We start from the raw sequence: 25,021 nt of genomic DNA on the forward strand, positions 1-25,021 counted from the left end.
GAAAATCATGCAACTCCAATATCAGCAAGCTGCTAGAGCTTTAATTTTACTAGCTTTTTCGGCCCTCATATTTAAGCTTCATTTCACCGGTGAAATTACAAAGTTCATTAACCCAAAATATGAAAGTTTAAGCCAAGTAGCTTCTGTAATATTTTTGATTTTGTTTTTTATTCAAATTACAAGGACATGGAAAGTAAAGAAAAGCAGCTATCATCATTGTGATCAGCACGACCATGACTGCGACCATAACCATGATCATGGAGATTCTTCTTTTAACACAAAAAAACTAATTTCGTATTTTATTATTGTGTTTCCATTATTAACTGGGTTTCTGCTTCCAGCCAAAGTACTCGATGCTGCTATTGCCAATAAGAAAGGGGCCATGCTGGCACTGTCAAACCAAAAACAAGCACCTAAAGAAGACAAAAATAAAGAAAACAGTAACCCTCCAGAAGAAATGGAAGAGAGTAACATAAATGGTCAGGCTGATCCCTCTATAGATGACAACCCTGTAGACCCAGCTCTTCTAGAAAACCAGCAGGAAGAAATCTCAAAGGAAGAATATAATCAACTGATACAACAGTTAGAAAAAAACCAAAATATTGAGATGAATGACTACGTTTATGCAGCCTATTATGAAGAAATGAGTAAAGATATTAATAAGTTTAAGGGAAGAAAAATTGAATTAAAGGGCTTTGTTTATAAAGAAGATGGATTTGCTCAAAATCAGCTGGTGATTTCAAGATTTTTAATTACTCACTGTGTCGCAGACGCAAGTATTATTGGATTTCTTTCAGAGTTCCCAGAGGCTTCTTCCCTAGAGAAGGATACATGGATCAAAGCAAATGGTGAAATAGAAATTACGACGTATAACGGGACTGAGCTTCCTGTAATCAAAATTACTGATTGGGAAAAAATCAGTGAACCTATTGAGCCTTATCTCTATCCGATTAGTGTAAAAATATTATAAAACATTTGCAGAAAGAAGCTGATTTCATCCGCTTCTTTTAATTTTTATTTAACTTTTATAGTTTATGCAACTTGTTCGTCAATTGAAAGAAAACGACATGATCATTTAGGCTCTTAACTTTACTACCATGATGGGAAAACATTAAGAATTATGTAGGTGAACTTTAACATCTTATCTTTATCGAAAAGTGACATATAGGATCATAAGTAGTGACTGTATAATTGTTTTAGTTTAAATTACAATGTATTGTGGTTAAATAACCACTTTTCTTTTTGTCTTTATATTCATTTTTGGTGTACCCTTTTAAAACAGTTTAGAGCTCAGGAAAAACAAACATGAAATTGTTCCATTAGAGTTGTTCAAGAAAGATGATATTTACCTGTTCGTAAAAGTACACTTTTGCGAATTATAAATTGCACATATTTTATTGGTTATATAGTTCGTAAAACTACAAAATCATTTTATTCATTATTAATATTAATGAATAGCTGTAACCTCAACGTCATAAAGAATAAACTCGTACGTAATAAAAGAGTGAATGAGGGCCAACCTACGATAGTACTGAAGGCAGCTAAATCCCCGCGAGTAGCAACCTATGCTAGCCGACAATTACTGTGCAATCACTAATAGATATGGAAAATCTAATATATAAAATGTTACAAGATTAGCACCTCAAACAGGTGATTTTTTATGTCCTACCATACATATAACTAGATTTTCCCACCAAAACTTTAAAGATAAAAACCAACTTCTTAACTAAATTAAGGGTTATTTACTTAAGATTAAAGCCGTCTTTAAGGCTGCTTTTTCTTTATTCAACTATCGGCGCAGGTTAGTTGAGGCAAGAATGTCTTTTGTGTAAAGTATAAGACCACAAACTGTGCAATAAGAGGAGAAAGCCTCTGGCGGGATTCGGTAAGCATAGACTAGGGGTGAACGCGCTTCCCTACGGATATTCACAGGCAGATTTACACCTGCCTTAGCTCATGAATGCTCACCTAACATGTTAATATTTTTAAAGTTGAAGGCCTCCCGCAGTTTACTGTGGGAGGCCTTTTCTTTATATTTGAATTCTGTATGTCCTAATCGTTGTTGATTTTTTTTATTCCTGCACCTGCTTCGACAGTAAGGATGTATGCGTGCCAGAATGAATGCAGCGTAATTTCCTTGTTGATATGCGGTGACTTCTTAAGTAGACGTTGTATACAGGCAGTTTTTACCCTAATGATTTGTTAGAATCATAGGAATCCTGGCATAAAACTGACTCTTCTATCCAACTCAGGAACATATTGATAGACCCAACACATAATGGTTGTGCGAGCTATGGATAAGCCTCGTTCCTCATAAAATCACGAAGACTCAAGTTGTACTGTAGGAACCACCTTACTGTGAGAGCAATAATTTTTAGAGATCACTTGCAAGATGTTCGGATTTTTGCACCAGAACCCATTTTTTTATAATTTTCATAATTATGATGAATTGCGTATAATGAGGTTATGGAAGGGTATACAAATATTTAAAAAAGATGAAATGAAAGAATGGTTATCATTCTATTCTATAAGCAAATAATCTATTAAAGGTGAAATGATTATGATAGCTAGTCTTATGAAGTCTTGGACAATATGGATGAAAATTGGAGTGATTTTATTCGGGGTATTCTTACTATCGTGGTTGGGTCCCGACGAAATTGGTCTTACTGATTTGCTTATTTCATTAAGAGAAGGTGAAGAAACAGGGAATAAGCTAATGCTTGCCGTTTTTTTGTTAGTGTCTTTAAATACTGTTTTAGCTTTGTTTCATTATATTGGTGCATTGCTGTTGGGAGACGAAATCGCTGCTCGTTTAAACCGTCCATGGTTAAAAATCATCATTCCTCTTATTGTTATTCCTCTCGATTATATCGTGATAAATGCTTATTATTCTTTAACATACTCATTTAGCGCATATGCTTTGTTATTGTTGTTAGCCATCTTATTATTACAAGCCTTTGAAAAGGATAGGCTAAAGCCCATTATTAAAACGATTATTTGTTCTCAATTAATCTTTGGGATTGAATGGCTGAATGAGATTCCTTCTTTATCTAAATATGGATTTGGCCAAGGGTCGATTTCAAAGGAATTAACAAATATAGCGGTTCAAATTGGATTCGAGCAATCTTTAACATTGTACAGTTTAACTTTGTGTTTGATTTTCGTTATTAATGCCGTTATTTTAGCTGTGTATTTTTCATTGGCTGAACAAAAGTGGCGGATAAAGCAAGAGCTTCATTATGCGCAGTTGGAAGCAATGCAGTCAAGATCAGGACGGGAAGCACTATATCTGGTCCATGATTTAAAAACGCCTCTAACAGCAATTGAGGGGCTAAATTCTTTAATTAGTATGAAAGTGGACGATTCTAAAATTAAAGAATATTGCCAAAGGATTTCAGCATCGATTCTTTCCGTTAGCGACATGATTTCCGAGATTTTATATGATGATAAAAAACATTGGTGCCGTATAAAAGATTTAGTCGAATACGTCGAAGCAAGCAGACTGAGCGGGACAAATCTTAATCTGAAGGTAGACTTTCAAACAGATCCTGAAATTAAAATTTTCATTAATAAAATCCGAATGACAAGGGCATTGGTGAATTTAATTGACAATGCTTACGATGCAGTGAATGGAGTGGAAGGTGGCAAGATTTTGCTTAAGGTAAAAAACTATGAAAATGAACTTTGCTTGGGGGTATCAGATAATGGGATAGGGATTTCACCTAAAGAGCAGGAGAAAATATGGAAAGCTGGGTTCAGTACGAAATCGCATCCAGGGATGGGATTAGCTTTTGTACGACAAGTTGCTAAAGGACATGGTGCATCGGTGGAAATTGACAGCAAGCTTGGGCACGGGACAATAATTTGGATTAAACTAGCTGAGGGGAGTGTGTCAAGATGAACATTTTAGTCATCGATGATGATGCATCAATTCAATACATGCTAAGTGAAATTTGTGAATTTGCCGGCTGGAATGTAGATACGGCGAACAATGGAAAAGAAGGGTTGGATGTGTTTGCAGAAAAAGGAGCAGATGTCGTTTTAGTTGATTATCATATGCCGGAAATGGACGGAATAAAAACAGTGGGTGAGCTTCGTAAACTTAATGCCGATGTTCCGATTCTTGTATTAACAGTCGATGAACGGCAGGAAATTGCTGATCGCTTTCTTGAAGCAGGCGCAACGGATTTTGCCTTAAAGCCTGTAAAAGCGCCTGATTTGATTTCAAGAATTCAACTGCATGCCCGCCTAGCAAAATTAACTCAATCAGCTCCGCAGCAAAAATCCAGTGAAGAAAAGGATGTATTTGTTACAAAGGGAATTAGTAAGAGAACACTTCGTCACGTTAGTGATTTTCTGCATTCTAATCGTGAACCTTTTTCTGTTGATACAATTTCTAAAGAAGTTGGATTGGCTTATCCGACCGTCTATCGCTATATTATGCATTTACTTGATGAAGGAAAAGTGGAAACTATTGTGAGTTATCAAAAAATAGGAAGACCGAAAAATTTATATCAATGGATTGTTGACTAAGAAACTGCCTTAATACTAGGCAGTTTTTTATTATAATGGGGGTCGTCTCCGTTGTTGCATAGGCCGCTAATGCAACAAGACTTTTTTTCTTTTTTTTCTGTATTTTTATATTTTCTGATAATATAAAATTATTTTACAACACTAAAGATTCTTTAAAATATAAATGCCTTCATTGAATGTCTTCAAGTTAAATGAATGAATTTATAAGTTAATGCTCATGTAGACTTTGCTATCAGATTCTTTTTTGCACCAGAGCGAAGATTAAGAATGTAAGCGCTTACTGATGGTGAGTTGGATGGCATGCGTGGCCAACATCGTACCAATCAATTGTCTATTAAAATAAAGACCATGCAATTAGTTGTGAATGTAACGATTGGTGGTTAACCATATTGAGGAGGACTTTATTATGCAAGCACTATTAAAAGATGATGTTCAGCAGCCAAACGAGTCAAACCAGCCCAGGAAAAAGCATCCTCCAGGACTGTATATGCTGTTCGCTACTGAGGCATGGGAGCGCTTCAGCTATTACGGAATGAGGGCAATTCTTGTTCTATACTTAACGGCAACGGTTGTAAACGGCGGGCTTGGAGTCGACAAATCTGCGGCTATGGCCATATACGGATTCTTTACTGGTGCCGTTTATATTACGCCAATGATTGGCGGATACTTGACTGACCGTTTCATAGGAAGAAGATTGGCGATCACGATTGGCGGTATTTTAATGGCGCTTGGTAACTTTTCGCTATTCGCAAGTCAGAGTTTGACAGCGCTTTACATTGGTCTTGGTTTATTGATTATCGGTAATGGTTTCTTCAAGCCAAACATCTCGACAATTGTTGGTGATCTTTATGAAGACAATGATCCGCGTCGTGATGGGGCTTTCACCATCTTCTATATGGGTATTAACGTTGGGGCATTCTTCGCACCATTAGTAGTCGGGCTTATGAGCTATAAATATGGGTTCTTGACAGCAGCAATTGGCATGATTGTAGGACAGTTAGTTTTCAACTTATTAGGCAATCGCTATTTAGGTGATATCGGTAAAGAGCCTACTGGCAAACCGGATGTTACAGCTGGTAAAAAATCAGCTGCACCATTAACGAAAAGAGAACAAAAACGTACAACGGCTATCGTGATTTTGGCAGTCTTCGTCATTGCTTTCTGGGCCGCTTTCGAGCAGGCAGGAAGTTCATTGACATTGTATGCTAATGACCAAATTGATCGGAATATATTTGGCTTTGAGGTTCCAACTGCCTGGTTCCAATCATTGAACCCATTATTCATCGTGATTTTAGCGCCAATTATGTCTGCTTTATGGTACAAGCTTGGCAGCTCAAAACGCGGTGACTTAAAAACCCCAACGAAGATGGCTCTTGGTTTAGTCACTGTTGGTTTAGGTTTCTTAGTACTGCTTCCTGCCGTTATGTACACAGGAAACGATACAGCCCTGAAAGTGAACATCCTATTCATGATTGTAACGTATTTTCTTCATACATTAGCCGAATTAATGATTTCACCAGTTGGTTTATCAATGGTAAGTAAAATTGCTCCAATCAAGCTAGCCTCTCTTCTAATGGGAGTATGGCTGGCAAGTTCCGCAGTGGCCAATATGGTAGCCGGACAATTAGCTGCATATACGCAGTCTTTAGGTTACCTGGAAATCTTCAGTGTGATTGGTTTTGTAACAATTGGTTTAGGTATTGTATTGTTGTTTCTTTCGAAGCCAGTCGCAAAGCTGATGAAATAATGAGAAAAGGAGCTCGACCCAAAAGGCATATTATGTGTCATTTGGGTCGAGCTTTTTTTAGTGTGAAAAAATAATAGGGTCGGTCCAAACTGATGTAAGAGAAGAGTCTCCACAACGACCTAAACCAGAAAGGAACGATTCTCTGAAGTTTTATTTCTTTTTGCTTAATCTTGTTATGTTTCAGCATTTTCACGAGTCTTTCATCAATTTGAATGGTACGGAATGCTAATATGAGAAGTAAATAATAAACACTTAAGTGGATTAATGGACTTGGTTTCAATAATCGGCCAGCCATATTTAGTAGAAAAGCACTCAGAGCTGGTTATGTAAAAGAGCCGATGAATTTTGGATGGAATTCCACTCTTTATTGAGCACTTCGAAAGAAAATATGCACAAAGTTATTCTAGAAAGCCTATCAAGTATCTAGTGATGGAAGCCATCGAACGTTATGGGCTAAATTAGTGGGTGCAGACTATATTAGAGCTAGAGTATACTCCCATAAGTTACAATCTTATCAAGAATGAAAATTATAAGAGGGTTCAATCTAACTTAAGTGATTATTTGAAATTTGTACGAGTGGTAACTTGCAACAAAAAAGGGGGAATCTTGAGGATAAGGCTGGCCAGTTTTCCAAAGGCACGGGACCAGGCGCCAGGCCCAACCAGATGTAACATCCTCAATGGATAAGGGTAGATGGAGGCTATGCAAGAGAAGGAAGGTAAGTGAATAGGTGATCTAATCCTATATGGAAACAGAAGAAAGGAAAAGGAAGCTTATCGCTATCCCTAACGACTTCTGGATAGGCTATACTTATCTAGACAGAAAATTTAAGGTCAGGTAGACTACAGATACAACTAGTTATAGAAAAGAGGTCCGATATGCGACGCGATATACAACTGAATGAACGAGCTTTCTCTTCCAAGGAAGTGGCAGAAGAAGTGGGGATTGCAACTCCCACTGTTCGAAAGTATGGACAAATCTTAGAACGGAATGGATATGAGTTTTTGAAAGATGGAGATCGGCGTATCTTTGTTAAATCTGACATCGGAGCGCTTATAGCGCTACGCGATACGGACAAGCCCCTAGACGATACAGCTAAAGACCTTGTATATCAACAAAAAGAAAGATTAGAAGGATCCAATGAAACACAGATAGCGGTACCCGATACATATGAAAATTTACCCCACGACCCCAATCAATTAAACGAGGTCTTAATGTTTTTAGTCAATGAACTTGCAGCCACACGTGAAATGAATGTCCAACTGACGAACGATATGTCACAGCTTAAAACAAAGGTTTCCCGGCTCCAGCAAGATCATCACGTTATAAGTTCTAGTATTGGAAATTCAGCGCAAAGAACTAATTCTAAAATTGAACAATTAACTGAACAACAAAATACCCATTACGAAACATTGCTGGAACAAGAAAAACAAAAAAGTGAACTCTTACAAAAAGAAATACAAAATATGCGGGACGAACAGAAAAAAGAATGGAGTTCACAAAATGAATTTAATAAACGTTTAGAAGAGGCTATACAAAAACGTTCCGAAAAATGGCGGGGGATTTTCTCCATATTCAGGAAATAAGTTGACTGTTAAGGTTTTTTGCCTAGCTGTGTATTGATTTGTTATTGATGAAGAAACATTTGATATAAATATGTTTTAAATAAATAAAGATTGAGAAAAGCATTGAAATGCGAATCCACAAAACTTTAAAAAATTCATAGTGCCATATATGATTTGCGTAGCTGAAAAACAGAATTAAGAAAGAATATTTCAACTTTACAGGCTTGGCACCTGTTATGTAAGAGCTCGGCGATACAAATGATTGTGTATTTTGTTTTAGATGTATATCGCTTAAACAAATCTCCAATGAATTTCAATTGAGCCTTTGCTTGCCTTTGTTAGAACGTCCGATAAACAGGGATTGATCGGCTCTTTTTTTGTGTGTTTCGTATCGCTGGGCGATATAACTTGCAAATAAATTCGAATCTTTAGGTTTAATAGAAAAGCGGCGTTTGATATGCAAACATGATATACATCCGAATGAACGAGTATTCTTTGTATTCTTTTCTAAGGAAGTGGAAGAAGAAGTGGGGATGCACACCCACTGTTCAAAAGTATGGTCAAAACTTAGAACGAAACGGATATGAGTTTTTAAGATGGTGGTTACCTATCTTTATTCAATCTGACATCGAAGCGCACATAGCGTTACGCGATACGGACAAGTCCCTAGATGGTACAGCTAAAGACCTTGTGTATCTACAAAAAGATAGATTAGAAGGAACCGATGAAACAGAGATAGTGATACTCGATATAATGACAACTTAACCTATAATTCCAAACAAATAAATGAGATTTTAAATGTTTTAACCAATGAACAACTCGCAGGATACGCTTGAAATGAACAATCCACTGACCAACGATATGGCTCAGCTTAAAACAACGGTTTCTCAGCTCCAGCTAGATCTATGTCCTCAATAGTGTTCTTCAAGAAAGGGGCTTATCGGTTCTTTTTTTTGTTTCGTATCGCTGGGCGATACAACATGAAAATAAGTCCAAAAAAACCTTCATCTATAAATAGAAAGGGAATTCGATATGCAACAGGATTTACTTCTGAATGAATGAGCATCCTCTTCAAAGGAAGTGGAGATGCAATGTTCGAAAGCATGTTTAAAACTTAGAGCGAAATGGATTGCCGTTGTTAAAATGTAGAAGTTTATATACATTCGTTCAATCTGACATCGAAACGCTTAATGCGATACCCGATACAAATGACAATTTAACCCATGTTCTCATTCAATTAAAAGAGAACTTAATTTTTCAACCAATACACTCGCAGCTAAGCGTGAGATGAACCATTTAACTGACAAGCGATATGTCACAGCTTAAAACTGAACAACAAAAAACCATTAAGAAACATTACTTCAATAAGAAAAAGGTTTCATTACTTTTTTTAGTCTCTTTTACGAAATTGAGGTGTTAATAACAATTTAAACCGAGGCAATCAAATCAATAGTAGAAATTCCTTTGTTCCAATTATTCAGAATCACTATTTTCAAATTTCAACAATTTCCCGAGAAATAACTACAAATTCTGAGTAGATATCGACAAAATTAGAAGGTTCTAAAAGATGTAGTAAAACATTGGTGAAAATTATGACCAATTGAGTTTTTCAACAAGGAATTCAGATGGAAGCGTGGTTGATTGAGTTAAAAACTTGATTGAAAACGTTTATAGGTATTGAGTATGGGGAGGTAGTCGAACTATATCTCTTTTGAATGAAAGCGTATGTGTTTGAGAAGAACACATCTTTCAGGACTAAAGAAATATAAAAGGGTGAATGAGGGCCAACCTACGATAGTACTGAAGGCAGCTAAATTGCCGCGAGTAGCGACCTGTGATGGCTCGAACATCACAACAAGTCCTAGAAACAAGTCAAAGAGACAAGGCTAAGGCCGAAGACAAAAGGAGATCCCAAGGCAAGGGATATATATGTCCCGTAGCGTAGTCAAGACAAAGCAGGCTAAACAATGATAACGTTTTTTATAGGTAAATGGGAGCCGTCTAAGTAAATTTAAAAAGGCAGCTAGATCCCCGCGAGTAGCAACCTATGCTAGTTGACAAGTACTATGCAATCTCTAATTGGTCTAGAAAATCAACTATATAAAACGTTACAAGCTTAGCACCTTAAACAGGTGCTTTTTTTATGTGCATACTTAAGAGTGATAACTATCTGGTAATTTACTAAAAATCTACATACTAAAGCTATCTAAACCTTGTTGGGTCAAAGTAAAAGAAACAATTGCCCAATTTTGAAGCTTTTTCGAAGTAGACAAGCAATAACTTAATCGTTTTCTTTGTCCTCGGGTTTGTCCTCTTCTTTGTCATTTTCACGAAAGAAATACATATTGTTCTGGGGGATGGAGGAGAACATAAGTTCCTGTAATTGTGAAAGGGGCTGTTGAAAGTTGGGTTGAAAATGTGACATAGGGGCTTCTGAAATGAAATAACTAGGTTAAGAGCGCATAGTTCCATACAATATCCCCTGAAACTAGTTAATTAATTAATTAGAACGATAAAAACCTACATCCCCAAGGATATAGGCTTTTATTGAATGAATATTATTGCGTTACTTTAAATGTATAAGTTATTTTTGCACTACTCGTATTTTCGAATTTAACACGGTATGTAGCGCCTTGGGTAACACCCGTCCAGTTTAGTGCTGTAGTGCCATTTTTAGCAGGATATTTTGTACGGTAATTCTTCCAGACACCATTAGTCTTTTTTTGCAGAACTGCTTTGAATGTTCCAGATGCAGAGCTACTTGCTTTTACAGTAGTCCAAATTTCGTCTTTATAAGTAGTGGTCATAGTACGTTGGTAAACATAATTAGTGAATGAGCCAGAATGATAATAGTCAGTCCAAATAGTTCCTGGAACTGACCAATCAGCTGCCTCTGCTTTTTGAGTGCCTCCAAAGCTTGAAAGACTTAAAACAAGTGCAAGTGCTAGTGAAGCGATGATGCTTTTTTTCATATGTATTCCCTGCCTTCCTAATTTTATACAATATGATTCTAACACAAATACACAATAGAATATTTACACAAATTCATATTTTTTTCTTTATATATTTGTCAATTTCAACGAAAGAGAAACATATTATTCCGGGGGATGGTGGAGAGCATCGGCTCCTAAAATCATTCTAAATAATAGGGTATGTTAAAAGTTGGATTGAAAATGGATCCCTAAGGCGGTTTTCCCTTTACTTGCATCTTTTGCTTCGGTTAGTTTGAATTTGATATCAAACCCATAATTGTAGATGTTTTTGAAGTAATTAAAAACCTCAGAAAAAAACTCACCCCCAAAACTTAATGTCTGGAGGTGAATTTTAAGAGAGAAAATATATTTGAACTATTTGGAAGTTGTATATTAAAATCAAAAACTTAGTCTACTGTGAAATTATTTTTTATAGGTTCAATTATTAAGGGACTAAAATGTTCCTTTCTATTTTTGTACTGTTCGATTATCTTTTCATTATTTTGTTCAATTTCCCGGATCCCTTCCATAATATCGAGAGCTAGAGTATCAGAATCGGTTGAAACTACTAAATTCTCCAGCCCAAGGGACTGAAACAAATCGAATACTTTAAATCTGTAACCCAGGGCGATACAGGGGACATTACCTGCTAAGGAAAGGATATTAGCGTGCAGTTTAAAATTAATGCTCACACTGCAGGCAGAGAGTTTTTCAATAAGCTCTTCCTCTGAGTATAGTGATGGATCATAAGTCACATTCAAGGGGTCACTCAATTTATCGTAAAGTCGTTTGGAGGCCTCTCGGTCGCTGCCCCAGACAACGTACAATAAAATTTTATAACCTGATTTTATTAATTTTTTGGATACTTGAAGAAGCGCATTTTCAATAGCAGCTTCATCCTGGCCGTACAATCGGTTGAATGTTGTACCCCAGTTTATTGCTGCTATTTTTTCCTTTTTCCTAATCACTGCTGGCGGGTTAAGCAAGACCCCGGGATCTCCAATCAGTTTAATTTTGTCACTGTTGACTCCAAATGTCTCTAGAACCTTTTTGGTAATGGGTCCCCTTACACCAACAAAAGCTGCTTTTTCAAGGGTCTCACGAAACAAGATTATATCTTTTTCTGTAAAAGTCTTTTCTAATGAAAATGATTGTCCTGAGTTTATAATGTCCAGTTGTTCCTTAGTTATCCAGTCTAGGCCGCTTCCCCATATAAAAACGTCTTTTCCAAGGTCTATTGCCTGTTTTAGTACTGCCATATAACCGGGGAGTAATAGGGAACCACCACCTAAGATAACTGTGTCATATTCTTCCGTATGATTGATATCCACGCCAGGCAGAGAAGGAACAATCTCAATCTCGGTGGAGTAATTATAGTGCTTGTTTAACTCTTTAAACACGTTCCATAATAACTCGTCCCCCAAGTTGCCAAAACCAATCCAACCGATATATAATACTTTCTTCAATACACTCATCCCTTAATTAGAGTTTTATAACATTCGAGCAGATTGGCTACACTGAATTTAATATCAAACTTTTTTAACATCCATTCGCGCGAAGCGGACCCTGCTTTTAATAGACGGTCAGATGGAGATAGTGAAGATCGAATGTCATTTGCCATTGTAAAGCGGCTGCAGGGTTTAAGAGAGCCGTGATCCCCAAAATAACAATGCCAAGCATCTTCAAAATTATGTTCTTCCACTAGACCGAAATATCCATGGCTTCCTGCCGCGATAACAGGTTTGCCGCAGGCCATTGCCTCCAGGGCGACTCTGCCCGTTCCAATCACACAGTCAGCCAATGAGTAATAATGCTGTAACTCAAGTCTTTCACCCACTAAATTGATAAAGTTATCTGTTGATGAGCGATGTATCGTATCCGTTATGTCTTTTATTTCTTTAAACCGAGGGCCGCCACCAACAACTACAACATTTAAATTGGGAATGTCCGAAAGCTTTAAGTCTTTACAGGCTTTCAGGAAAATCATGCAGATATTTGCCTTAGTCCACGCTATTCGGCTGCTGTATAAAAGAACAAATGAATCCTTTGGGATCCCAAGCTGGACTTTTAGATCGGAGGAGTCTGATGGAGAATATCGAGTGGTGTCTATTCCGTTAGGGATGACAATTGTCGGTTGGTCAGTCAGTTGCTGTATGAATAGTTGGATTGGCGGGCTTACACAGATGATTTTATTTGCCAGGGGCAGTACCCGCAATAGTTCAGATTTTGGATAATAAGTTCCATGCACTGTAAATATTGAAGGAATACCAAGCTCTTTTGCTGCTTGAAAGGTTAAGAAAGCTGAAGGAGTTTGATGGCTATGAATAAGTGTTATTTTTTCAGTCATGATAATTTGTTTGATTTCTTTACATAACTTCTCCTGTAAATCCGCTGGAATTGGAAGAGAGTAGGGGAATGGCACTTGGTAAATGGGACATTGTAATCGACTGAAGGATTGTAATAATGAACCTCCCCTGCTTATGATGACGATCCCTATGCCTTTATTTATCATTTCCTCAGCTAGACTCAAAACATGTGTCTCAGTACCGCCTACATCAATTCCATCAAGTGTCATTAGAACACGCATTGTAGGTTCGCTCATATCTCGTTTCTGCCTTCCCCAAAAAATTTACGGGACCGCTGCATAGGATGGAGACGATAATAATAGAGTGCTTCTTTTAAATTTTCGATCTGGTAATTGGAGTTCAGACATTTAGCAATAAATTCATAGTCTTCAGCACCCTTTATCCTTCTGGTAGGGCCACCTAACTCATCAAAAACCACACCACGGAATAAAATCGTTCCATGACAAATACAATGACCTCCATTCCAATACACTTCCTTTATATCCTTACCGTACTTAAGCCAGTGTACATTATCCTGGTTTTCAAATTCACCATCTGGAAAGACTTTATAGTTTGTCCCAATCAACACATGGTCTGGATTCTTTTTCAAGAAGTTTACTTGTTTTTCAAACCGGTTTGGATGAGAAATGTCATCAGCATCCTGTACCGCAATATACTCACCAGAAGATAAATAATAACCAGTATTCAATGCCCCTGAAAAACCTACATTCCTGGGCAGTTCCACCACTGCAACTGGGAATGAAGGATTGTTTATTTTGATCCAGTTATCAATCCTTTCAGCAGTGTGATCAGTAGAAGAATCATTTACTATAATAAGTTCTATATTCTTATAAGTTTGGTTAAGTATACTATTTAAACAGTCATCAACATACGGGGCTACGTTATGACAAGTCATGACCACGCTTACTAACCCGGGAAATCTTTCGTATAACATTTTTCATCACCTCGGACATACTATATGTGAAATTGGTATCAAAGGTGAAACTTATCAAGCAAAATATTTAATTTGGTAATTCTACCTTTCTTCAAAATATTCTATTTAGTTGTGTCAATAACTTGTCTACTGCATATCCTTTAGAGTGCAAGCAAAGTTTAAGAACATGGAAAGGATGAAAAGCGTGTTATATACAGATTTAATCTTAGGGCATTTTCGGTCATTAAAAGAGGCTCTTAGAGGTTTGGTCAATAGAAATATTATCATCACAACACATTTCTCGGGAGTAACAGGACAATTGATTCAAGTAAAGGATGACTATGTCGTATTGCGGGAAACGGGCGATAGCTTAGTATACATCCCGATTAGAAGTATAGAACTGGTAACGCTCGTCGAGGAGGAGGAAGTATAATGTTTAATGAAGTGCTGAACGATCTAATCACTCACAATATACAAGTGGCAACAGACACAACTTTAGTGGAAGGACTATTGGTGAAGAGCCAATCTGGTTTGATTGAAATCGTTGAATCGATAACAGGGTATGAAAATCAAACAAGGCTTGTCATTATACCGATAGTTTCCATTAATTTTGTGAGAGTTGAAGCTTAGAATAAAAGATATGCCTTCTATTAGCTTTCCTTACTTTCCCACATAAACCTCAATGTGTATATAAGATAAAAACCTGGTCCTAACTTTGTACGGATGCCTGGGAAGTTCATTTTCTTGTAGTGTTGTTTTCATAATAGATTCAACTTATTGGATGAAACCGAAGGGGAATTGATTGTGAGAAGGAAGGTGATGAAGGACTGGGAATGTGTCACCTGACATTTTCTCATTTTTTTGTATATCGCCATTGTTCATTTGGTTTGGCGATCCAGGCGAAGTGGAGTGTGGACTGTTTACAGCTGCACTCCGTTTTCCATTACTGGAGACACCATTCAAAACCTTGTTACTTCCATATTAAATTATTAATTGAATGGGCGGCATGTTTTCGCTTGAATCCCTTAATATAGGGGTTTGTAAGGTGGAGATTAGTGAAATGCTAACTTTTAGTTCTTGATACAACTTAATTTCACCGATAGAGGAGACCTTTTGTAAGTTCACTGAACTTATGGGAGGTCTTTTCTTCGATATTTTTATGTACATCGTGCTACTTTACGGACCTATTGCACGGCTTTAAAAATTCTATTTTCCATATCTAGAACAGCTAGAAAACAGGGGAAAGGAATATAGTATGAAGTGATTGATGATTATAATCAGGGTCATAACTTTGTTTTTGTTAAATTGCTGGCGAAAGTCCAGGACGCCAATGGAATATCATTCTACTTTTCAAGAACTTAAAGGGAAAAAACGGAATGCATCTAACACCATATATGTTTCGGAATTCTCATCGTATCCTTTATTATCTTGGTGCAAGAACGTTTGGGACATTCACAAATCTAAACAACGATTAAATGCCATGTCCACCCTTCCGAAGATGAGAACCGGCAGGATTGGGAAAAGGCGGCTTAAGGAGAACTCCAAAGGGAAATTTACATATTGTATCCGCGATGCTTAAATCATTATATTAGAATAATAATATCGACTTTATCCTCTTATAAGGTTAAGATTATTGCAACTGATGACTTTGTTATCAAAAAACAGGTGAATGATGATTATATCTTCACAACGGAATGTAAATCATTTTGGCCATATTCCTAACTTTCACGAGCAATACCGGCTTCAAAAGGGGTCGAACGCAAGAATATTTGGAGTAGCATCATAGATAAAAAGGAGATTGAGGTTCTACGTATCTAAATATGCTTTGTTATAAACATATATATTTTTCAAGAGTTTCGACATTATATTGACAATAATATAGTTACTCATTACAATTGAAAATAATTCTCAATATGGTACAGGGGGCACCAATGTTATGTCAAAACGAAGAAACAGCAAACAAGTGTTATTTATATCTGCAATCGTTTTAATTTTATCAACGCTTTTACTTGGATGTACAAATGAATCAAAAGAAAATTCAACTTCAAACAAAGACAGTAAAGACATGCTTACTTTTGCTTGGCCTAGGGATATAGGTGAAATGAATCCGCATGTCTATAATCCTTCTCAATTATTCGCTACATCAATGATATATGAACCTTTGGTCAGCTACCAAGATGGAGGTAAGCTGAAACCGCATTTAGCTGAATCTTGGGAAATTTCCAAGGATGGGAAGGAATATACGTTCAACCTCCGTCAAGATGTGAAATTTTCTGACGGTACGAGCTTTAATGCTGAAATTGTGAAAAAGAACTTTGATACTATATTGAAAAATGTTGATTTACATAGTTGGTTGGGCTTTATTCCGAAAGTGGATCAAACGGAAGTAATTGACCAAAACACATTTAAACTAACATTAAAAGAACCATATTATCCTACTATTCAAGAGTTAGCCGTCGTTCGTCCAGTCCGATTCTTAGGTGATGCTGGATTCCCTAAAGATGGGGATACTTCAAAGGGTGTTAAAAAACCAGTCGGTACAGGTCCATGGATTTTGGAAGAACATAAAGCGGATGAATATGCTATTTTCAAACGAAATGAAAATTATTGGGGTGAACTCCCTAAAGTTAAGAAAATCAAAGTCAAGATCATTCCTGATGCGGAAACCCGTGTTCTTGCTTTTGAAAAAGGTGACCTGGACCTAATTTATGGTGAAGGTGCTATCAGTCTGGATGCTTTCAAACAATTAGAAACAACAGGTAACTATGAGACTAGTATTTCTGATCCGGTTGCGACAAGACAACTAGTTATGAATACGAAGAAAGAACAACTTTCAGATTTACGTGTTCGTCAAGCGTTACAATATGGATTTAATAAAAAAGCAATGGTTGACGGAGTTACTTCTGGGTTGGAAGAGAAGGCAGATTTCATTTTACCGACAAACTTCCCGTATACTTCAGACATTGATGTAACAGCGATTGATTATGATGTCGAAAAAGCAAAAGCTTTATTAGATGAAGCAGGATGGAAGCTTCCAAAAGGAAAAAACGTTCGTGAGAAAGACGGAAAGCCGCTTGAAATCGAGTTAATGTACGACTCTGCAGAATCGATTCAAAAAGCAATGGCCGAAACATTACAATCTGAGTGGGCGGCACTAGGTGTTAAATTGAATATCGTTGGAGTTGAGCTTACGGTACAAATTGAAAGATTCAAAGCTAATGATTTTGAATTGAATTTCTTTAGTAACTATGGCGCTCCATATGATCCACATACATTCGTAAATGTCGTTGGTTCAGAAGGATTTGGTTTTAACGAAGCCATTTCATCTTATCCGAACAGAGATGAGTTGTTAAAACAAATTGCAGATGTTCCTGGAACGACAGATGAAAAAGAACGTCAAGAACTTTACTCAACCATTTTGGAATCACTGCAAGACCAAGGAGCGATTGTGCCTATTTCTTATATTAAGAAAATAGCTGTTTACCAAAAAGATGTATCTAATTTTACATTCCCTGCTAACCGGGATGAACATCCATTCACAGGAATTAGCATCGAGAAGTAAGTTACAGGAGGGTTTTCATGGGTACTTATATCTTGAAACGAATTATGGCCATTATTCCCATCTTTCTTTTGGCCACTCTTCTAACGTTTGGAATGATTCACCTTTCACCAGTGGACCCAGCTGAGGCATATTTATCTGCAGCACATATCCAATCTACAGATGAGATATTGGCTCAGAAAAGACATGAGTTTGGCTTAGATCAACCCCTCCATGTTCAATATGTAAATTCTATTATTAAGATATGCCAATTTGATTTTGGCATATCTTATCTTTCGAATAAACCTGTTTGGGAAGAGGTTACATATCGAATGCCAGCGACCATTCAGTTAGCTTTAGGTAGCATCATATTGGCTATCCTGGTCAGTATCCCTCTTGGGTTTTTGGCAGGCATAAAGAAAAACAGTGGGATTGACCATTTTAGTCGCCTTCTCTCTTTTTTCGGGGCATCCATCCCTTCTTTTTGGCTTGGTTATTTATTGATATTTTTCTTTTCTGTTAAACTCGACCTATTCCCTGTTGAAGGAATCGGGACTTGGAAACATTTGGTTCTCCCTTCCGTTACTTTAGCTTTGCCATTAATAGCTTTGTATACTCGATTATTACGTGCTAGCGTTCTTGAAAATTTACAGGAACCTTATGTCCTTTTTGCTCGCACAAGAGGGATTCATGAGAAAATCATTATGGGAAAGCATGTATTGAGAATAGCCATATCTCCTATGATTACTGGACTAGGAATGAATTTAGGAAAGCTGCTGACTGGAACCATTATCGTCGAAGCGGTCTTTTCCTGGCCAGGATTCGGACGTTATTTCATTGAAGCTATCTTTAATCGGGATGTTCCTGTCATTCAGTGCTATGTGCTTTTAGCAGCGGGACTATTCATTATTAGCAACTTGATTGTTGACCTTATTCAAATGTGCATCGACCCGCGCATCTCCAGAAAAGGAGGGGAGCGTCAATGATAACAAGTCTTCGTATTATGATGAGAAGTCAGAAAGTGATTGTCCTTTGTTCAATAATATTGAGCTTCCTATTTATCATCACCATCTTGGCTCCTTGGATTGCACCTAATGATCCTATTGCTGTCAATTTAGCTAATAAACTACAGCCATCTTCCTTTGAGTATCCATTGGGAACAGATCATTTAGGAAGATGTACGTTATCACGCATCTTATATGGTGCTCGCATTTCGTTAGGATTTGCCACATTGATCTTTATTTCATCTTTAGGCATCGGTTTGATTGTCGGAACCATTGCTGGTTATAAAGGCGGATGGGTGGACCAGGTGCTAATGAGACTGTGTGATGGTGTTATGGCATTTCCGAATCTTTTGCTCATTCTTGGACTTGTTGGTATATTGGGACCTGGCCTTAAACAGGTCATCATAGCATTGATGCTTGTGCAATGGGTGTATTATGCGAGAATTTTCCGAGGAATGGTACTTAGTCTAAAAGAACAAAACTATATAGCGGCAGCTAAAATAAGCGGTTCTTCTCAATGGAAGATAATAAAGAAACATATTGTTCCAAATGTTCTTCCTCCGCTCGCTGTTATGGGTACATTAGAAATGGGTTGGGCCATCATGGATATATCGGCCATGTCGTTTCTAGGTTTGGGCGTGCAGCCTCCTACACCGGAATGGGGAGCAATGATTCATGAAGGGAAATCCTATATTCGGACGAATCCAGAATTAATGCTATATCCAGGTTTGATGATTATGCTTGTTGTCGTCACCTTCAATTTATTAGGCGAAGCGCTATCAGAACGTTTTGGAGTCAAACGTCGTTAATAAAAAGGAATGAGAAGATTGAGAACAGAACGGTCGAATGTATTAACAGTGAGCGATCTACATGTAAAAGTACAAACAAAGGAAGGTGCCTCCACCCTCGTTCAGGATATTAATTTCGAACTGGAAAAAGGGAAGGTATTGGGCCTTGTTGGGGAAAGTGGGAGTGGCAAAACCGTTACGAGTATGTCCATTCTACAGCTTCTTGATCGGAAAACAACGACAATTGAAGGGAGCATTACCCTTCAAGGACGAGAATTAAATGGTTTGGACGATAAAGAAATACGTGGAATTCGCGGCAAGGATATTGCCTTTATTATGCAAAATCCGATGAATTCATTTACGCCTGTTTTTACAATTGGCAATCAATTTGTCGAAACGATTAGGTCTCATACCGCATTGAATAAAAAACAAGCAAAAGAGCTTGCCATCGAGGCGATGCAAAATGTAAACCTGCCAAATCCCGCGAAACTATTAAAAAGCTATCCTTTTCAACTGAGTGGAGGTATGCTTCAACGCGTGATGATTGCGATGGCTGCATGTTTACAGCCTTCCGTTATTATTGCTGATGAGCCGACAACTGCACTCGACGTTCATAACCAACTACAGGTACTTCGCCACTTGGATAAAATTCGTTCTGAATATGGAACATCCATTTTACTCATTTCTCATGATCTTGGCGTCATTTCTGAAATGGCAGATGATGTAGTCGTTATGCAACATGGCAGAATTGTAGAAACAGCAAATGTGTTTGAACTGTTTGATAATCCGCAGCATGAATATACAAAGAAACTGCTAAATGCCCGTCTTAGCATAAATCATGAAGAACCTATCACCCATATGTTGTGATATATGGACTGCATTCTTTTGAGGGGTGAACAAATGAGTTTATTACAAGTAAAAGCAGTAACTCATAGCTATAATTCTCGTACGTTTTTTAAATGGAAAGAGCATCCTAAAAAAGTACTCACTGACATTTCCCTTTCTATTGACGAAGGAACATGTTTAGGGCTGCTTGGCACGAGTGGAGCTGGAAAAAGTACATTAGGAAAAGTGATCCTTGGCTTAGAACGTCCGCAGCAAGGACAGGTCCTGTTTCAAGGGCATGATATCTACACTGCTGATAAGATTACTCGACAAAGGCTGCGCCGAGATCTACAAGTCGTCTTTCAGGATTCATATTCAGCTGTCAATCCACGAATGACAGCCGAAAGTATTATAGGCGAGCCATTAGAAAACTATGAAAGACTAACCGTAGCCGAACAAAAAAGAACGGTTATTGAGTTATTGGAAAGAGTGGGCCTAAGTGAGAAGGATTTGAAAAAATACCCACACCAATTTAGCGGTGGACAATTGCAAAGAATTAATATTGCTAGAGCGATCTCTCTTAAGCCACTGTTAATTGTCTTGGATGAATCCGTAAGCAGTCTGGATATGGTTAATCAAACATTGATTTTAGAATTATTAAGTGAGTTGAAAAAAGACTTCGGCTTATCTTATCTTTTTATTACACATGATATTAAAGCAGCTTATTCAATCGCGGATACTTTGGGTGTACTGGAAAAAGGGGAATTAATCGAGCATTACAATTCTAAAGATCAGTTTTTTTCGTCAGAACATCCTGTCGTTAAACAGATGAGAAGTTCTATACTTGCTGAGCACCCGCGATTTCGTTCTCTTCCAATGAGGATTAACAAGTCCTAGTTTAGAATATATATTTGAAGGCCTCGATTTCAGGTTGAAAATCGAGGCTCTTGTTTATATATTGGGGAGTTGAAGTAGGATACTTTATACTGGTTATTCGTTTTATACGATTTAGCGCTGTGGGCGTTTCGTTTATTATTGAATATCCGGCTGCCATCTGGCAGCTTCTTTTTAGAGTACAAGTTAAATTGTATAGTTTAAAGTTATCGAGCATTTCGCTGTAATGGGGAATGCTTTTTATTTTTGATCCTAATGAACCTATAAACAATAATAATATAAATAAAATCAATAATATTTTATTGTAAAACAATAAAAACCGTATTAAATTCAAATTGACAATAAATAAATGAGTGCTTTTTATGAAACGAAGTTCAACACTCTTTTTAAAGGTAGCTGTTATTTTTATCGGCATTCCGGTTCTTGCTTTGTGTCTATTTTTATTGCCTCAGATAGCGAATGAAGCAAATGAAGCAGCAGAAAGAGGTTCAGACTTGGCTTATGTGGTATATGGCCTTTTAATGGTTATGTATGTGTCGGCAATCCCATTTTACTTCGCTTTGTATCAATCTTTTAACCTATTAAGCTATATTGACAAGAACCAAGCTTTCTCGGAATTATCTGTAAGAGCTCTAAAGAAAATCAAAAACTGTGCCATCACAATCAGTGGCTTGTATGTGGTGGCCCTACCATTCGTCTTTATCCTAGCGGAAGTGGATGACGCACCGGGTCTCGGACTAATCGGAATGGTCATGATTTTTGCCCCCATGGTGATTGCTGTCTTTGCGGCTGCCCTTCAAAGACTTTTACAAGAAGCCATCGATATAAAATCAGAGAATGACTTAATAGTCTGAGGTGAATAACATGGCAATAATAATCAATATTGATGTGATGCTTGCTAAAAGGAAAATGAGCGTAACAGAACTTTCGGAAAGGGTTGGAATAACGATGGCTAACCTTTCCATATTGAAAAATGGAAAGGCAAAAGCGATTCGACTATCCACGTTAGAAGCGATTTGTAAGGCTTTGGACTGTCAGCCGGGAGATCTTTTAGAATACAAAAGTGAAGAGGGGAATCAAGGATAATAGACATCAAATTTAACGGGTACTTTACTTCATTTAGGGAGGCTGCTATGGCAGCCTTTTTTTTGCTTATGGAACTCCCATGAAAATTAAAAAAAGGAATAACGGAAAAGTGCTGGAATTCATAGAACCACAGTTTGCAACTAATTTTTTAAATGTCGAAGTTAAAGTTTTCGATAAACATTTGCATATATTGCTTAATGAACATTATCCTTTTTTAGCTTATGCTTCTTTTGTTGATTTTGAAAATATTAAATTTATTGATGAACCCGAATTATTGAAACAGTTTAGTCCTTTTTATAAGGTTTTGAGTATTGAGGAACTTAACGAACCCTTATACATTAAAGAGAGTACTGGAAAGATTAATTTAGAAAATGATAATGAATTGAACAGTGCTGAATTGGAACAAATAGCGTATTGGAAGCCAAAAAGTGTTGGAGAGACAATCTATAATTTTTGGGATTAGAATTAATAATACTATTGAACAAACGGGTGCGTTAGCTGAAGAAAACTCTAATAAGCCAGTGAAAACAACATTTTCACGTGGTATATAATAAAAATATAACTATCCGAACCTTTTAAGAGAGGCGAATAACTTGAAGATAGAAATAAGCTACCTCCCTCCAGAAAAAATAATAACTGTACCTGGCCCAGAAGCCACTTATCCTTTTGAGATTACCGGTGAGTTCCAATATATCGTAGAGTTTTCTTGTTATATTGATGGGGGTTATACAGATGCCCATGAAGAATTCTTTTGCAATTGGCTGGAGAGCCCAAATTATTACCCTATTTATTCACTTGCGGAAATCTATGATTTTCAATTAGAAGAGTACGAAGAGCTGTTTAAGATGCAAAATATAGAGTTCAATTATATGAAGGGGAGTAGCAAAGACACGTTCTTTGTAAAGGCAATTATCCGCAGCTCACAGCAATTTAAACAATATTATCCTTATTTGCACGGGAATGGGAGCATGTTGAACTTATCATTATGGTCCTTAAAACAGGATGTCTTCAGACTAGAGGAAAGGGAACATGAGTCGCCTTATCCCGTAAAAAGGACTAAAAATAACCGAACAAGACTTATTAAACTAAAATGGATAGCCAATACCCTGATAGCAACTTTAACTGAGAGTTCCACTATGTTTTGGGTAGGGCATGATGGCGATTATATAGCCGCATTCTCAAATGATGAAAACTTTTCAACAATAGACTCTCTTCAAAAAATAATGCCGGAAAAGGTTGAGCTGGTGACTGATTATGAATGGGAATAGTGTTTTCCCTTTCCATACCCATGTTGAACTAACGGGGCAGGTTACTTCAATAAGGAGTAAGTGTTTTAGAAAAAAAAGGAATTTAAATTGATTAATAACAATATAAATTGTTATAATTAGTACCAGGTATTAATACTAACTTCTAATAAATATTTGGGGTGAGCGTATGATAGGGGCAAGAATAACAGCTATCGGGACATATGTACCAGAAAAAAAATTAACAAATTTTGAACTTGAGCAAATGGTCGAAACAAATAATGAATGGATTATTCAAAGAACCGGGATTCATGAACGAAGAATAACCCGTCCTGATGAATTTACCAGTGATTTATGCGTATCTGCAGTAAAAGATTTAATGCACAGATATAATAAAGAAGTCAAAGATGTAGATATGATTATTGTGGCAACAAGCACACCAGATTTACCATTCCCATCTGTCTCAAGTATCATACAGGACCAATTAAATATATCCCAAACAGGTGCCATAGATTTAAGTGCAGCGTGCGCAGGATTTGTTTATGCAGTACATACAGCACACAGTTTAATTTCTTCTGGGCTCCACAAAAAGGTACTAGTTATTGGAGCAGACACACTCTCAAAAATTACAGATTATACGGATAGAAATACATGTGTTTTATTTGGTGATGGTGCTGGTGCGGTATTAGTTGAAAGAGATGAACAATCAAAAAGTTTCATTGGATTCCACCTAGGAAGTGATGGAAGCGGAGCACAACATGTATATCGACCTGGACTATCAAAAAAGATCAATGGGATTGAGTTAATAGATACTCAATATCTTGTACAAAATGGTAGAGAAGTTTTTCGATGGGTTGTAAGGAATGTTCCTGAGAGTATAAGACAGATATTAGAAAAATCGCAAACGATTTTAGATCAAGTTGATTGGTTTATACCTCATAGTGCTAACTTAAGGTTGATAGAGCCAATTTGCGAAAAATTAGAATACCCAATGGAAAAAACGCTTTATAGCTTAGTCAACTTTGGAAATACCTCTGCTGCAACCATTCCGTTAGCTCTTGATCTTGGAATCCGTAAGGGAAAAGTCAAAAATGGAGACCGAGTTCTTATGTACGGATTTGGATCTGGATTGGTTCACGCTGGACAACTTTTAGAATTAAATTTTGACGAACAAATTAATACTCCTACACCGTTGTGATGTATTCTAAGTAATCATTTAGATAAACAGAATATTTTATGACGCATAAACTTTATCCTCGAGAAAGATTGTGAAACATTCTACTTAAACTAACAGGTGCGTTAGCTGAAAATCGAAGCTGTCTTTAAGGCACTTTTTCTTATGGGGCCAGGTAGTGTATACGGACTTTACGGTAACACATATCATGATCTAGTAAAATGATATACTATATAAAGAAATCAGAATTTTCACAAACGAATCTAAACTATCCATAAAAAAGGGCGTGATATAAATGTATAACGAAGCAGAACAGCGTGTTTCAAAAGCATTGAAATCGATCGCACGAAACGAAGATATCAAAGCATACAT

General features: G+C 37.0%; 21 protein-coding genes and 1 pseudogene. 17 read left to right on the forward strand and 5 right to left on the reverse strand.

What is annotated here, in order from left to right:
* The first annotated feature begins 7 nt into the window (after window positions 1-7).
* On the forward strand, window positions 8-970 hold the full coding sequence (locus tag ACIQ0C_RS24565; RefSeq protein ID WP_403064864.1) for a TIGR03943 family putative permease subunit: 963 nt from the start codon (window positions 8-10) through the stop codon (window positions 968-970).
* Between the two features lie 1,262 nt (window positions 971-2,232).
* Here ACIQ0C_RS24565 and ACIQ0C_RS24570 read toward each other — a convergent pair.
* Window positions 2,233-2,372, reverse strand: a pseudogene (locus ACIQ0C_RS24570) (IS6 family transposase); the annotation flags it as partial.
* Between the two features lie 188 nt (window positions 2,373-2,560).
* Between ACIQ0C_RS24570 and ACIQ0C_RS24575 the strand changes: the two are divergent.
* The 4 genes from ACIQ0C_RS24575 to ACIQ0C_RS24590 all read left to right on the forward strand — a co-directional run bounded on the left by ACIQ0C_RS24575 (window position 2,561) and on the right by ACIQ0C_RS24590 (window position 7,866).
* Entirely contained in the window at window positions 2,561-3,901 is a 1,341-nt protein-coding gene (locus tag ACIQ0C_RS24575; RefSeq protein ID WP_403064867.1) for a sensor histidine kinase, read from the forward strand.
* Window positions 3,898-4,533 carry a response regulator gene (locus ACIQ0C_RS24580; protein ID WP_403064870.1) on the forward strand — a complete coding sequence of 212 codons (636 nt, stop codon included), beginning with the start codon at window positions 3,898-3,900 and terminating at the stop codon, window positions 4,531-4,533. Before ACIQ0C_RS24575 ends, ACIQ0C_RS24580 begins: the two co-directional genes overlap by 4 nt.
* 406 nt (window positions 4,534-4,939) lie before the next feature.
* A complete protein-coding gene (locus ACIQ0C_RS24585) occupies window positions 4,940-6,280 on the forward strand; it encodes a peptide MFS transporter (protein WP_403064873.1) in 1,341 nt (446 codons plus the stop codon).
* An 878-nt stretch (window positions 6,281-7,158) separates the two neighbouring features.
* Window positions 7,159-7,866 (forward strand): SH3 domain-containing protein, encoded by a 708-nt coding sequence (locus tag ACIQ0C_RS24590; protein WP_403064876.1) that lies wholly within the window; start codon window positions 7,159-7,161, stop codon window positions 7,864-7,866.
* A gap of 2,537 nt (window positions 7,867-10,403) precedes the next feature.
* Here ACIQ0C_RS24590 and ACIQ0C_RS24595 read toward each other — a convergent pair.
* The 4 genes from ACIQ0C_RS24595 to ACIQ0C_RS24610 all read right to left on the reverse strand — a co-directional run bounded on the left by ACIQ0C_RS24595 (window position 10,404) and on the right by ACIQ0C_RS24610 (window position 14,117).
* The gene (locus ACIQ0C_RS24595) at window positions 10,404-10,817 is read right to left on the reverse strand and encodes a hypothetical protein (RefSeq protein ID WP_403064879.1); all 414 of its coding nucleotides are present in this window, start codon (window positions 10,815-10,817) and stop codon (window positions 10,404-10,406) included.
* 407 nt (window positions 10,818-11,224) lie between these two features.
* Window positions 11,225-12,283 carry a polysaccharide pyruvyl transferase family protein gene (locus tag ACIQ0C_RS24600; protein ID WP_403064882.1) on the reverse strand — a complete coding sequence of 353 codons (1,059 nt, stop codon included), beginning with the start codon at window positions 12,281-12,283 and terminating at the stop codon, window positions 11,225-11,227.
* Between the two features lie 5 nt (window positions 12,284-12,288).
* Complete coding sequence (locus tag ACIQ0C_RS24605) at window positions 12,289-13,419, reverse strand: glycosyltransferase (protein WP_403064885.1); 1,131 nt, start codon at window positions 13,417-13,419, stop codon at window positions 12,289-12,291.
* On the reverse strand, window positions 13,416-14,117 hold the full coding sequence (locus ACIQ0C_RS24610; RefSeq protein ID WP_403064888.1) for a glycosyltransferase family 2 protein: 702 nt from the start codon (window positions 14,115-14,117) through the stop codon (window positions 13,416-13,418). The genes ACIQ0C_RS24605 and ACIQ0C_RS24610 overlap by 4 nt, the downstream gene beginning before the upstream one ends.
* 184 nt (window positions 14,118-14,301) lie before the next feature.
* On the opposite strand from ACIQ0C_RS24610, the gene ACIQ0C_RS24615 reads away from it, so the two are divergent.
* The 12 genes from ACIQ0C_RS24615 to ACIQ0C_RS24670 all read left to right on the forward strand — a co-directional run bounded on the left by ACIQ0C_RS24615 (window position 14,302) and on the right by ACIQ0C_RS24670 (window position 24,673).
* The gene (locus tag ACIQ0C_RS24615; RefSeq protein ID WP_403064891.1) at window positions 14,302-14,529 is read left to right on the forward strand and encodes a DUF2642 domain-containing protein; all 228 of its coding nucleotides are present in this window, start codon (window positions 14,302-14,304) and stop codon (window positions 14,527-14,529) included.
* Window positions 14,529-14,726 carry a hypothetical protein gene (locus ACIQ0C_RS24620; protein WP_053533476.1) on the forward strand — a complete coding sequence of 66 codons (198 nt, stop codon included), beginning with the start codon at window positions 14,529-14,531 and terminating at the stop codon, window positions 14,724-14,726. Before ACIQ0C_RS24615 ends, ACIQ0C_RS24620 begins: the two co-directional genes overlap by 1 nt.
* A 1,306-nt stretch (window positions 14,727-16,032) precedes the next feature.
* The gene (nikA, locus tag ACIQ0C_RS24625; protein ID WP_403064894.1) at window positions 16,033-17,658 is read left to right on the forward strand and encodes a nickel ABC transporter substrate-binding protein; all 1,626 of its coding nucleotides are present in this window, start codon (window positions 16,033-16,035) and stop codon (window positions 17,656-17,658) included.
* A gap of 17 nt (window positions 17,659-17,675) precedes the next feature.
* Window positions 17,676-18,620 (forward strand): nickel ABC transporter permease subunit NikB, encoded by a 945-nt coding sequence (nikB, locus tag ACIQ0C_RS24630; RefSeq protein ID WP_403064897.1) that lies wholly within the window; start codon window positions 17,676-17,678, stop codon window positions 18,618-18,620.
* Window positions 18,617-19,447 (forward strand): nickel ABC transporter permease subunit NikC, encoded by an 831-nt coding sequence (gene nikC, locus ACIQ0C_RS24635; protein ID WP_034306314.1) that lies wholly within the window; start codon window positions 18,617-18,619, stop codon window positions 19,445-19,447. The genes nikB and nikC overlap by 4 nt, the downstream gene beginning before the upstream one ends.
* Window positions 19,448-19,465: 18 nt before the next feature.
* The gene (gene nikD / locus ACIQ0C_RS24640; protein ID WP_403064900.1) at window positions 19,466-20,293 is read left to right on the forward strand and encodes a nickel import ATP-binding protein NikD; all 828 of its coding nucleotides are present in this window, start codon (window positions 19,466-19,468) and stop codon (window positions 20,291-20,293) included.
* 33 nt (window positions 20,294-20,326) lie between these two features.
* The gene (gene nikE / locus ACIQ0C_RS24645) at window positions 20,327-21,148 is read left to right on the forward strand and encodes a nickel import ATP-binding protein NikE (protein ID WP_403064903.1); all 822 of its coding nucleotides are present in this window, start codon (window positions 20,327-20,329) and stop codon (window positions 21,146-21,148) included.
* Window positions 21,149-21,507: 359 nt separating this feature from the next.
* Window positions 21,508-21,999, forward strand: a complete 492-nt coding sequence (locus ACIQ0C_RS24650; protein ID WP_403064906.1) for a DUF2975 domain-containing protein — start codon at window positions 21,508-21,510, stop codon at window positions 21,997-21,999.
* A 10-nt stretch (window positions 22,000-22,009) separates the two neighbouring features.
* Window positions 22,010-22,231 carry a helix-turn-helix domain-containing protein gene (locus ACIQ0C_RS24655; protein ID WP_403064909.1) on the forward strand — a complete coding sequence of 74 codons (222 nt, stop codon included), beginning with the start codon at window positions 22,010-22,012 and terminating at the stop codon, window positions 22,229-22,231.
* Window positions 22,232-22,310: 79 nt separating this feature from the next.
* The gene (locus ACIQ0C_RS24660; RefSeq protein ID WP_403064912.1) at window positions 22,311-22,694 is read left to right on the forward strand and encodes a hypothetical protein; all 384 of its coding nucleotides are present in this window, start codon (window positions 22,311-22,313) and stop codon (window positions 22,692-22,694) included.
* Window positions 22,695-22,824: 130 nt separating this feature from the next.
* A complete protein-coding gene (locus ACIQ0C_RS24665; RefSeq protein ID WP_403064915.1) occupies window positions 22,825-23,499 on the forward strand; it encodes a hypothetical protein in 675 nt (224 codons plus the stop codon).
* Window positions 23,500-23,665: 166 nt separating this feature from the next.
* Window positions 23,666-24,673, forward strand: a complete 1,008-nt coding sequence (locus tag ACIQ0C_RS24670) for a ketoacyl-ACP synthase III (protein WP_403064918.1) — start codon at window positions 23,666-23,668, stop codon at window positions 24,671-24,673.
* Window positions 24,674-25,021: the final 348 nt, after the last annotated feature.

Origin of the sequence: Peribacillus sp. NPDC096448 (assembly GCF_044762675.1) — a bacterium.
GTDB lineage: Bacteria > Bacillota > Bacilli > Bacillales > DSM-1321 > Peribacillus > Peribacillus frigoritolerans_B.